Source organism: Xenorhabdus eapokensis (assembly GCF_001908105.1).
Genome location: NZ_MKGQ01000020.1, coordinates 5,660 through 18,264, shown reverse-complemented (window position 1 = coordinate 18,264; position 12,605 = coordinate 5,660). Strand labels below are relative to the sequence as shown.

The 12,605-nt window shown below is 41.9% G+C and carries 8 protein-coding genes; all 8 read right to left on the bottom strand.

What is annotated here, in order from left to right; genetic code table 11:
• Positions 1 to 287 precede the first annotated feature (287 nt).
• A complete protein-coding gene (locus Xedl_RS13195; RefSeq protein WP_074024310.1) occupies positions 288 to 1,109 on the bottom strand; it encodes an energy transducer TonB in 822 nt (273 codons plus the stop codon).
• A gap of 20 nt (positions 1,110 to 1,129) precedes the next feature.
• Positions 1,130 to 4,108, bottom strand: coding sequence for a TonB-dependent receptor domain-containing protein (locus Xedl_RS13190; protein WP_074024309.1), 2,979 nt, complete (start codon positions 4,106 to 4,108; stop codon positions 1,130 to 1,132).
• Between the two features lie 17 nt (positions 4,109 to 4,125).
• Entirely contained in the window at positions 4,126 to 5,595 is a 1,470-nt protein-coding gene (locus Xedl_RS13185) for a surface lipoprotein assembly modifier (protein WP_074024308.1), read from the bottom strand.
• Positions 5,596 to 5,682: 87 nt separating this feature from the next.
• The gene (locus Xedl_RS13180) at positions 5,683 to 6,423 is read right to left on the bottom strand and encodes a Slam-dependent surface lipoprotein (protein ID WP_244149715.1); all 741 of its coding nucleotides are present in this window, start codon (positions 6,421 to 6,423) and stop codon (positions 5,683 to 5,685) included.
• Between the two features lie 287 nt (positions 6,424 to 6,710).
• Positions 6,711 to 8,222 carry a surface lipoprotein assembly modifier gene (locus Xedl_RS13175; protein WP_143187437.1) on the bottom strand — a complete coding sequence of 504 codons (1,512 nt, stop codon included), beginning with the start codon at positions 8,220 to 8,222 and terminating at the stop codon, positions 6,711 to 6,713.
• A 121-nt stretch (positions 8,223 to 8,343) separates the two neighbouring features.
• Entirely contained in the window at positions 8,344 to 9,060 is a 717-nt protein-coding gene (locus tag Xedl_RS13170) for a Slam-dependent surface lipoprotein (RefSeq protein WP_074024306.1), read from the bottom strand.
• 244 nt (positions 9,061 to 9,304) lie between these two features.
• Positions 9,305 to 10,150 (bottom strand): formate dehydrogenase accessory sulfurtransferase FdhD, encoded by an 846-nt coding sequence (fdhD, locus tag Xedl_RS13165; protein WP_074024305.1) that lies wholly within the window; start codon positions 10,148 to 10,150, stop codon positions 9,305 to 9,307.
• Between the two features lie 82 nt (positions 10,151 to 10,232).
• Positions 10,233 to 12,305, bottom strand: coding sequence for a plasmid pRiA4b ORF-3 family protein (locus Xedl_RS13160; RefSeq protein WP_074024304.1), 2,073 nt, complete (start codon positions 12,303 to 12,305; stop codon positions 10,233 to 10,235).
• Positions 12,306 to 12,605 lie beyond the last annotated feature (300 nt).

The window sequence follows — 12,605 nt, the reverse complement described above, 5'->3', positions numbered from 1 at the left end:
CTTGGCATGATGAGCTGGAGTAATGGTTTTTTCGCGAAGACAATGATACCAGATCATCATGCTGTTCAAATTCCCCTCACAAAACGTCAACACGCCCTAGTGGGTAAAATAATAATGTATTTAATAAAATAAATTACACATATAAAAAATAATAAAAATTAAAAAGTAATAACAGATTGTGAATGGTAAAAATATTTAGTTATTTATTCAATATAAAGAGTCTTTTTAGCACATTCCAAATGATTTGGAGTGGCTTGTTGGCTAAAGAGATTGAGAGGAATTCATCATCATTTCAATTTAAAATCGATCTCAAGTGTTACCTCTGGATTCATATTTGCAGGCCTGAAACCAACAGATTTAGCGAGACTGAGGGTTTTCAGGGCTTCATTATCTATCGCACTGTTACCAGAGGATTGAACGATTCCGGCAGCGGTAATGGAGCCGTCATTTTGCAGCATAAATTTGACGATGACCGAACCTTGTTGCTTCATCCTCTTTGCTTTGCGGGGATAACGCTTATGACGTTCAATTTCTTGCCGCAGTCTTGCATAGTAATTGTCCACTTCGCTATTTCCTTGTCCCACCAAAGGTTGTGACGTCGCTGTGCGGCTCATACTGCCTTCTGAATTAGCCTGATCGCTACCGTGCGTTTCCTGCTCTGTCTGATTGTCTTTCTTTACCTGCGGTGATTGGGTGGTTTTCTTTTCTGCCATTTCTTGCGGTTTTTCTTTCTGCTGCTTTTGACGTTTCTTGGGTTTATCGGCTTCTGGCGGTTTGGCTACCTTATTTTCAGGGTGAATGGCTCTATCCAGCACGAGTTCTGGTTTTGTTGGTGATTCCGGTGCAGTTAAAAGTGGGGATGGAGAAGAAACAGGCTCCGGTTTATTTTCCCACGATGGTGCTGCAACCATCATAATGGATAGCCCCAGAGTAGAAGCGTTGTTGTTGATATGATGTGCCGTGTCATCATCATATGAAGCATGTCGGTTAAACAGCCATATTAAACTGGTATGCAATAAAACGGCGATTAGGATACCAACCAGCAATCTCCTTCTGGAAATTAATGGCGAACACGCGGCTGGATTATCTAATATGGCTGTGTTGGTCATACGATCCTCTCAGCAAATCTCTAAAATTGGCTGGTCAAACTGAGTTTAAAGGTTTTGCCCGGTGCTGGAATCATCGAACGCGTCAGCGGATCGAGATAGTAGCGGTTAGTGAGGTTTGTGCCAGTCAACTCCATTGATATAGAGGGAGTGATTTGGTAGCTAATATAGGCATCAACCGTAAATACCGGATTCCAGCGCATTGGGTTATTGGATTGTCCCTTATAAATGTCTGGTAAGGCATTCATCAGCCATTTTTCATCTTTATTTTCTGCCTTGCTGTGGTAGAGCATTCGGCTGCCTAGCTCCAGTTTTTCATCAAACAGGCGGCCGCCGATGCTCAGGTTAGCTGAGTATTTTGGCTGGATAGAGGTGCGTAAATAACCGCCAGGGAAACCACCATCAATACATTCAGGTATGCTATAACGATTCTGGGAATCCAGTCTCATGACAGAATTACTGTCACAGACTTTATTTTTCATGTTATAAACCAACCCCATATCGGCAAAGAAACTGCCGTTGTCGTAACGTGCCTGTAGTTCCAAACCAGCCAATTTCTGTTTGTCCAGTTGGGAGAATTTATAGGTATTGTCCCTGTCGAACACATTTTCAATGATGGTGTTGTAATAGGAGAGTTTGATATCGGCATGGCGTTCAGCTTTGACTAATTGGCTGAAATCGTAGACTAAGCCAGCTTCCGCGGTTTTGGCACGTTCAGGTTTGAATTTATGGCCTATTTGATTGGTTGTAGAACCTGAAAAACCGACGGTATCTTCAAAAATGCTGGGCATTCTTACCGCTTCGGCATAACGGGCGTAGATACGGAAATCGTCGGTGACATAGGCCGTCGCGGAGAAAGTAGGTGCCCAAGCGTGATCCTTACGTTTTGGCGCAGGTTCCCAAGGATCGTTAACAGCAGGGCCTGGTACGCCATTTGCGTCAACTTTTTCGCCGTATTCATATTTATAGACTTCTTTGCCACTTATTGGGTCGATAACCCTTTCATTCATATCCAGTTGACCATTGAAATAGGGGTTATTGTTTTTACTGAGCTTGCCATTGTCAGGATCGTAATTCCAAGTGAATTTTTCGCTAACCATTTTACGCTTTAGGCCATCACGTGAATTAATACGAGTTGTCTCAACCACAGAGTATTCAGTTTCGAGTTTATTCATAAACGCAAGCTTCTCTGCGGGACTCATTTTCAAGATGTTATTTGATTTTATAAATTGTTTTCTTTTTCTCTCCATATTAGCTTCTGTTTCGGTCATTGTTCGCCAATAACTCATTTCATGGCCAATGGTTTCCCGTTGTTTCTGATAATGGTCATCCCTTTCGGCACGTCGTTCATTAAGCAAATCATCTTGAGACCAATAAGAAACGCGCTTGGCTCCAGCATTCAGCTCCAACCATGAAGCTGGCCGCCAGTTGAAGTTAAAGGCGAGATTGATTTCCTGGCGTTGTCCTTTCCGCGCCGGTGACTGGAAGAAATATAGATTAGTTGAATTATAATCATCGTTGGAATCGAGGCGTTCCCGTTGGAAATTCCCCATTAAAGTCAGCTCTAAACTAGGGTGTAGGGTAAATTTATTGGAAAGATCGACACCCCAACGATTATTTTGAGAATGGGTGATAGCGGTATTGATCAATGTGCCATCAATATTGGCGTTTCTACCCTCAAGGCCATCTTCCCAACGCCAGTCTCTATCGGTGGGAGTGCGCGGATATCCTCCGGCGGTGTTGGTATTGCTGGTGGTGCGAGTTGTCCATAAGTTCATATCGAAGTCGACATAGGGGTTATTCTCAGGCTGCCACTTATAGGTCAGATTGGCAGCTTTCTGGTGAACTTTCGCTAACGGCCATTGAGGAACTTTATTTTCTTCGGGTGTAACCCAGCCCAAGCGTGAAGGCATAATATCACCAAATTCCATATGGGTACTGCGAAACCCTAATTGTAGAGCCTGATCTTCGGTGAAATGCCAGGTATTTTTAATTAATACAGAACGCATTTCATTGGAAGTATTGGGAACTTCATTACCGGGGCGATAGATACGAGCAGCAAAAGGCAGATATGGGTCCAGTGTTGTCTGGACATTTTTCATGAGTTCCCTGTCATTTTCCGTAATGGGTTCATCATAGCGATGGGCGCCACCTTTTCCGGCAAAATAGTTACCCTGACGACGGTATGCATAGGCCAGCATTAGGTCAAAATACTCCTGCCGTGTTCCTAATGCGAAACGGAAGGCATTATCTTTGAAGCCAAACAGTTTATTGTCTTTCGATGAATGAGGCGTAATTTGTAACGCCGGATCGGTTTCAACCTTATTTTGGATAAAGTCAGGAATATCGCGGTAGTCTTGCCCCAATGATAGGGACGGAGTGCGCTCTCTCACTGAGTTGCTACTGGTTTCCAGTTTAGTATTAATGCCAAAAGTTTCCCCTTTTGGCACTACATCATCAATGCCTAGGGTTTTTATGGATACGGCACCACCGACGGAACCTTTGATTCTGCGATTCAGAGACGGGCCTTTTTCAATTTCAATGCTACTGATTAGGTTTGGATCGATGTAATTGCGGTTATTGGCACCATTGTAACCGCGTCCTACGGTAATGGATTGTTCTGTACCATCAATGGTGACAGGAATGCGCCCTTGCCCCTGAACACCACGGATATTGATATCTAAAGCGCCACTATTACGGGCATCACCGCTATATACACCTACGGCACCTTTAATTAAATCGGCGGGAGAAGCTCCTTTGTAGCGTTCTATCTGTTTTTTGCCGATATAAATATTGGAAATATCTTTGTCATAGACTGCGTTATAACCCTCTTCATCTTTAGCACTGTTATCCGTGACACGAATCTTGCCCAAATCTGTCTTGCTGTTTGAGGTTGTGACCGTCGCTTCGGATCCGGCAACCAGAGGCGGTGCAGCCAGTGACAATGCCAGTGACAATGCAATAGTGATGGGGGTGAGCTGTGTTTTAACTCGGTATGCCATTGATGCCTCCATTTTGGTTAAAAATATTTTTCCAACCTGATTAGCACTTCATTTTTGTTATAGCTGTACAGCCAATCCACATTGCTGCGGTTGTGTCGATGGCGGAAAGTGAAAGAAGGTGTCATGCCCCATATTTCAGCGGCAGGGACTTTAATGACAACACTGTAAATTTGCTCATTATCTTGACGTTTAGCTCTCAACATTGGGCTATAAGCACCAAAATGACGTTTTTTCAGTGTGGCAAACAGTGAACCGTTGATACCGGGATAGATCTGTCCGGCAATCCCTGTCCGAATTCCCCATTGCTGATAGCGATCCTCGGCATACTGGTTGTTGTTGCGATAAACCCAATCGCCTCCGCCAAACAGGACAACGTCTTTGCTAATAGAATGAAACAGGGTGAGGTAGGCTGAGGTAAAATTGCCATCTTTCCGGCGGAAACTTTGCTGATGGCGTAGCTGCTTATGCTCGAGTTCAACATTAAGGGCTGTTTGGGAAGTAAACGCCCATCGCCATTCTGTTTTGGCACCTGTAGCACGGTAATAGGTATCACTTGCTCGTTGTTTATATTCAAACAGGGAACCAAAAGAGAAATCGTGGATTTTGCTTTTATAGTTGTACCCACCAATCAGCAGAAATGTATTTTCGTTCTCATCGTGGTAATCACGATAGTTTTCGCCATAAATTAGTCCACGACCAAAAATACCGTGATGACCAGTAAGTTGATAGCGTCTACTTAATGTTGCGTCATAAGACGTACCCCATACTTTTATGGCTTTTGGTGTGTGCTGCGTTTCATGGCATGTATTTCTTAAATACTTCCGGCAAATAGTCTTATCGGAAGACATATTAACGTTATCGTTATAAGCGTAACCGACTGAGAAAGAGCCACGCCAACTGTTTCTCAACTCTATCGCTTCCAGATAGCTGTTAATATTTTTCAACACAATTTCTGGTAACTTTTGTGCTTTATACAATCCAGTAAACAGTTGATTAGCTTCCCGATTTTTATGATCCTCAAAATAGACGCGAGCTAGTTCCAGTTCGATACGGGGAAAATCCGGTTGTTGATTCAGAATTTGTTGATAATGATAGGCGGCGAGATCCAAATTTCCTTCAAGACGTGCCAGCCCACCCTGAGCAAAATTGACCAACATTACATCATGTTCTGGCAATTTTTGATAAGCCGAGAGAAAACGTCTGACATCTGACCATTGTCTATGGTTAATAGCCAGGAATAGCGCTTGGCCGATATCATTAATATTGTTTTCTACCTGAAACGTTTTCCCATTAATGACAATCAATGAAGCATTATTTTCAACAAAAATAGGAGCTGGTGTAATCAGGTTGGTTTCATTTTCCTGTTGATTATGCTGTGCTTCTTGCCAGATTTTCCGTGAGGTATCTTCATCGGCATGAACGGGTAGGGAGAGGCATAGAGCCATAAGTGCCGTTGATAATATTGGCGTAATTCTATTTTCAGACATTGGGAAACCAGATCACAAAGCTCAATTATTAGAAATAAAAACAGAGAACAGCGCCAAAAACAGCACTGTTCTCTGAAAGATTAATGATTACTGTTTAGAACCACCGAAAGCAGTATCTTTGGAGCTGTCATCTTCAAATGTGGTGTATCCAGCCAGACTGGATGCACTGTCGCCAAAGAAGTGACCATTGGTTGTTCCAACCAAATCATCAGTTATGGCTATACCTTCGAATTTAGCATCAGCACCAATATTGGCACTAATATCTATTGTCATTGCGGTATTTTCCATGGAACCAACCAGAGTTTTCTCACCAAAGTCAGCGGTAAATGTACCGGACAAGGCATTATCACCGCTGTACTGGTTAATACCTGTCACCGTATAAGTTGCTGTTCCGTCTGTTGGAATATTGGTAGTGATATCCTTACCTGCATAATAAACGGTGTGAGAATCATCCGATGTCTGACCAGTTGACCATTCACCGAAATAAACATCAGCATTGGCAACTTTGCTGAAATTGAATACCCCCATACCACCATGAGAGCCTGGTGCACCAGCTCTTGAGATGTTATGAATCCCATTACTGTCCGCTGGTGCCATGCGAGTTAAGCCAGAAAAACCGATGAGTTTTCCTCCACCGATGGAACTGATCCCAATACCAGGATCGCCACTCGCACCACCGTGTGAATTTGAACCCGTTTCGGTTGCACCAACCTTAATATATGCTGGTGAGCTTATTTGACTCTGCCCAAAACCGACTTCTGCCTGAGCCTGTGCCATAAATCCCAATGTGCCTAAAGCGGCGATTAATACGTTCAACTTTTTCATCATTATCCTCGTTTGGAATGGGGGATCCCTCGTTACCCAATCTTAAAAACGGTCTGATTTATCGCGCGAGAAAAACGTACACTGTTCAAATGATAATGTAAATGATAATTATTATTATTTGTTTCGATAATAATAGGGTTTATTAGTCAATGTCTTTTTTTATTTTATTGATTTTTATTTTATTTTTTGCATTTTGGGTGAGGTTTGATCTATCTGATTTTTTTTAAAAAATGTGAGGTTGGTGGATTTTATTTACTGAGGTTATTTTGTTATTAACAAATTAATTGGCATTAAAAATATTTTTCTAACTGTATCTGTACTTCGTTTTTATCGTAACTGTATAACCAGTTCACATTACTGCGATTGTGTCGATGGCGGAAAGTGAAAGAGGGTGTCATGCCCAATATTTTAGCGGCAGGAAATTTAATGGTGGCAGTATAGATTTGTTCATTATCCTGGCGTCTGGCACCCAATAATGGGCTGTAAGCGCCAAAGTGTTGTTTCCTCAGTGTGACAAGCAGCGAACCATTAATGCGGGAATAGAGTTGTCCAGCTATCCCCGCACTTATTCCCCATTGTTGATAGCGATCCGCCGGTTGTTGATTATTTCGATAGCTCCAATTACCACCACCAAACAGCACTAATTTATCATTGATGACATGCAATAGGCTGACATAGGATGAGGAAAGTTCGCCGTCTTTCCCTCTGTAAAGCGGCTGATAATTCAATTTTTTATGTCCAAACTCAACATTGAGGGTGGTTTGTTTGGTGATATCCCACTGCCATTCTATTTTGGCACCGATGGCATGGTATTCGGTATTCCCTGCACGTTGTTGATATTCGAATAAGGGGCCAAAGGAGAAATCCTGGTTTCTGCTTTTATAGTTGTAGCCACTGATCAGCAGAAATATATTTTCGTTTTCGGTGTGATAATTGGGATAATTTTCACCATAAATCAGTCCTCGGCCAAAAATGCCGTGATGACCAATAAGTGGGTAACGTCGGCTTAAGGTGGCGTTGTAAGTTCCACCCCATGCTTTGATAGGTTTTGGCACGTCACGTTCAATGATGCACTTTCCCTTTGTAGAAAGCAGACAGATTGGTTTCTGATTCGGAGACATATTTATATTATCGTCATAGGCATAGCCAAATGAGAATGAACCACTCCAATCATTTCTTGAGTTTATTGCAGCCAGATAACGGTCAATATTCATCAAGACCATTTCTGGTAACTGATCTTGTTTGCTGATTTCCTTAAATAACTGCTCGGATTCTTGGTTTTTGTGATCTTCAAAATAAATACGAGCCAGTTCCAGTTTAATGCGGGTAAAATTTGGTTTTTTACGTAAGATCTTTTGATAATAAGAGGTAGCAAGCGTTAAATTCCCGTTAAGGCGAGCTAGCCCGCCTTGAGCAAAATCGCTGAGTAACGGATCGTACCCAGGAATTTTTTGATAAATCGGCAGAAGGCGTCTGACATCTTGCCACTGCTGTTGGTTAATAGCAAAATACAGTGCTTGAGTGATATCCTTAAGATTGTTTTTAGCTTTAAGTACTTGTCCATGAGTCATGGCTAATGAGAAGCGAGCTTTTATAGGAATGTTATTTTTCTGTTGATTGTGTTGTTGATTATATTGTGCTTCTTGCCAAGTCCTGTGGCTAATATCTTCATTGGCATAAACTGTCGGAGACTGAAATGAGATCAGCAATATTATAAGTAATATTGGAAATATTTCCTTTTCAGACACTTTTTTTTGATCAAACACTTTTTTTTGAACAGACACTTTTTTTTGAACAGACATAGTAAAACCCGATTGATAAGACCCCTATTTATTTGAAATAAATAAGTTGGAAATAAATAGGGTAAAGAAGATGAAGAAGAAAACAGTGCCCAAATGACACTGTTTTCTGGGGAATAAATCATTATTCTTTAGCACCACCAAAAGCAGTATCTTTGCTTCTGTCGCCATCAAATTTGGCATACCCTGCCAGAGCAGAAGCGGAATCACCGTAGAATTTCCCATCGGTAATCCCATTAATACTACCGTTGGCTGTGGCCTTACCTGAAAATCCGGCATTGTTATTTATATTGGCATCAATATCGATTTTTAATGAATCATTGTTCAGTGAGCCATTCAGTTTTTTGGAATCAAAGTTTGCGACGAGTTTGCCGGAGAGGAGATTATTTCCGTTATATTGGTTCAAGCCTTTTACTATATAGGTCGCAGTACCGCCAGTGGGCAGATTGGTTGTAACATCTTTACCCGCATAAAAAACAGTATGGGTAACATCCGATTTATCGGGCGTTTTTTGTGCCCATTCCCCAAAGTAAACCTCTGTACCGGGAACCTGACCGATATCGATATACTGGTTCTCGATACCGAAAAGTGAACCATCTACTTCGGCATGATAGATGCCATTCTTGTCGAGTGTAGCGAAACCTTTTAGTTGGGAGGCAGGAAGTAATTTATCTTTTACTGTAGGTAAAGTGATACCCAGAGCGGGTTCACCATCTACTTCTCCGATGACAAGGTGTGGATCGGTTTCTTGTTGGCTTATACCATACTCAACTTTTGCCTGAACCTGGGTAGTAAATCCAAAAACGCTTAACATGGCGATTAATATATTGACCTTTTTCATAAGCAGCCTCACAGAGTATTGAATGTCTTGTTATCCTGTCATAAGAGCGTCCTGAGCTTTTTGTGTGAATGATGTGCGCAAAAAAATATGCAGCAAATAAAATGTATGTTGGCTAAATAGCGATGTAAACCATAGGTTATAATTTTGTTTCTTTTTTGTTTAATTTCATTGCTGGTGCAAATGAGAGGTAAATTAATTGAAATTAGGTTATTTTTTGAGAATGGAATGAATTCGTGGATGGTAATTAATTCACTAATCGTTGAGGATGGGTATATATTGTTGCCCGTCCTGGCTTGCAAAATCCGATCAACGTTAGATTACATTTCTGTGCGACTTCAATGGCGAGTGAGGTTGCCGCAGAAACAGCAAATAAAATTTCTACTCCACAATTCGCTGATTTCTGTACCATCTCATAACTGGCACGGCTGGAAACCAACACAGCACCTTGTTGCCAGCCTGTTTTAGCTCGCATTCCCAGTAGCTTATCCAGTGCAACATGGCGGCCAATATCTTCACAACCACCAAGTAATTTTCCCTCTGAGTCAATCCAACCTGCGGCATGGGTACAGCCAGTGAGTGCGCCGATTTCCTGAACATGTGGTAATTGGGTAAGTGCAATATCAAGGCAGGAGAGGGAAAGTGTTTGGGTGAAAGGCAGGGGGGTAATTGGGCGAAAGATCTCTGCGAGTTGTTCTGTGCCGCAAATACCGCAACCCGTTCTCCCAACCATGCTGCGTCGACGCTCTTTTAATTCCGCAAAACGCCGGCTGGAAAGTTCAATGTGCAGTTCAATACCACCGTGGCAGCTAACTACAGAATCAATCCACCGAATTTCCTGCGCAGATGTAATAATCCCTTCCGACAAGGAAAACCCGATAGCGAAATGGTCAAGATCTTTTGGACTCGCCATCATTACGACATGGGAAATACCGTTATAAACTAATGCGACAGGCACTTCCTCGGCTACCCAATCCGGAGTTGGAGTACTCAATTGGTCACTTTTTTTGGCGTTTTTTTGTTGTACATTTATGCGAGAAGTCCCGTTGATTCCTTCTATGGTTAACTTATTTTCTGGCCTTTCATTTTCCATTAATGAATTCCCTTTAGTTTGATTCATAATATTGAAAGAAGAAAAAAACCGGAGGCATTCTTTTCCTCCGGTTTATTGACTTTTAGTGGATGACTAGCGCCTTAAGCTTTTTATTAGCCTGCTGTTTATCAAAAGGTTCTGGCAATTCACTTGGGGATAATCCCACAAATTCTAATTGTTCTGCTTCATCTTCCGTCAGAACTTTCTTTTTCCTCAATTTGAGCAAATAGTTCCAATTCCAAATACCACCAGAATCTTCTGCCGGACATATGCCATTACCTGCGGTGACTTCAGGCTGGATAACCTCTTTTGCAAGGACTTTCTCTACGGTTATCTGATGAAGCCAATCATCACCAAAGTCATATTGGTAGTCGAGTTCGTCGCCAACATCACCCAGAAATGCACCGATACACATTTGGTCGTAGTGTTCTTCTGGAATATCGATGCCTAAAAGATTGAAACGAAAGAGATGCGCATTTTCCCAGCCCATCGCATCTTGTATCACATCATGAAATTCATTGAGTGTTAGCTGATTGCTGACACGGATCCGACGCCATACGGCTGGAGTGGCATCAACTAAACTCACTTTGAGAACCAAACCTTGCGGTTCAATCTCTTCCTCTTGTTCCATGTAGAAATATTCAAAGCTGAGTTCAGACAAAGTATCAAATAAAGCAAACCTCTTGCGGTTTAATGAAGGATCTCTGAGGGCATAGGCCAAATCTAAAAATTGCTCTACTAGATATGGAGCTTGTGGTGGCAGTCTGTATTGTTCGATTGCAGCGGAATAAGTCAGACGTTCAGTAAAGAGTTCACGGTTTGCATAATAATAGAGTTTCAATAAGTCCCTGGGTTTTTTCGCCTTCAACAAACAGTCTTCCGGCGCCAGCCAGCTCAATATTAATGATGACCCCATAGTAATACCAAGGCGATTCCGTTCTTGTCGTTTCAGATCAGCTTGATAACCGAACTTTTGGCTCCAGTGTTCAAGCTCAAATGCTTCTGGTTGTGTCCATTCGACAGGAAGTTGTGACAACCAATAAAGTGAATCGAGATCAAGGGGCGTGTTTTTATTTTGCTGAACTGAAAGTATCCACGGTAAAATTTGTTGCAGCCAGTCAGGGGAGACCGGAGTAAAGTCAACATAAGACTCATGATTGCATAACTCTTTAATCAGTTCGGGGATGGTTTTTTCAGGCGAAATATTCAGTAAGCTCTCGCGGATACCCGATTTGAAATCCAGCATCATATTCATTTGGTATTTTTGACCATCCAGTGTGATTGCCAGCATCATGCTGGCGCAGTCATTCCCATCAACATGAGTGGCGTATATTTCGTGTATCTCTGCTGTTTTCCGAACCTTATTGTGGTGCGACATCGCCTTCTTTTTCCAACGCTTAAAACAAGAACGAATGGCAGGATGGCGGTTAAACCGTGCACACAGATTGATAAGTTGCAGGTAGGATAAGTTTGCCCATGCAGAAGCGGGGCAATCGTCCAAGGATTGTGCACAGGCAAGGGCAGTCGGTTCTTCAAAGTACTGAGTCAGTAGTAGCAGGGCATCTATACCCCATGAATGCTTGGCAACTTCCGACAATAAGTGAGGCAATGTTTCATGAGGAATAACGGAAAAACCACTCTCAAAAAAGTTGACGAATTCAATGCCAGAATGAATTTCAAACTGTTTAAATAGTTGGCTTAAGTTTGGGGATTTTGTCGGAAAAGTTTCTATGTTGGTGTTATCAGCATATTGGGAGGTATCCAGTAGTGGGGTGATATCCGTGTTAATATGAAACTGATTTCTTTTCAGGATCGATACACATAACAATACGCATTCGCTATTGATCTCGAGCTCTTCTTTGGCATTCACCAAAATTTGCTCAATGATCTCTTCAAACAGTTGTTTGGCCTCAGCCGGTAATTTTGTTGTTGTTAATGCAAGTTCTCCTATGGCAACTTCAAGCCAATTATGAATGCTGTCCCCCATCTCCGTCATTGTTTTTTTAGGCAGCATCAATACCAGATTAATAAACAAAAAGACGTTTTCAGGCTCGGAAAACCATTGTATCTGCGTTTGGGTTAAGGAGCGCTGTTTCTCAGGAGCATGGGCGTATTTTTCTATTGCAGATAGCAATTTTTCAGGTGTTAATTTCATTATCAACCTCTTCAATATATCAATATTTCAACCAAGAAGAGTGCTGGTTATTTATGCCTCAAATCCACCCTTCCCCCTTGACAATGATTAATAGTCTAACCTGAATTTTTGTAAGGTCAGTAAGTTTGTGTTGAAATTTATCCGCGTTATTTTCTAATTTGCGGCTGTGTGTGATCTGTAACTTGAAATCGACAGGATTTGACGCGATGCTCGACTTTAACATCCTATAACATTGGCTTGTTGAAGCCAGTCCCGTTGACTTTTACCTTGTTGAAAATTGGCAAAAATACCCAACGTGTG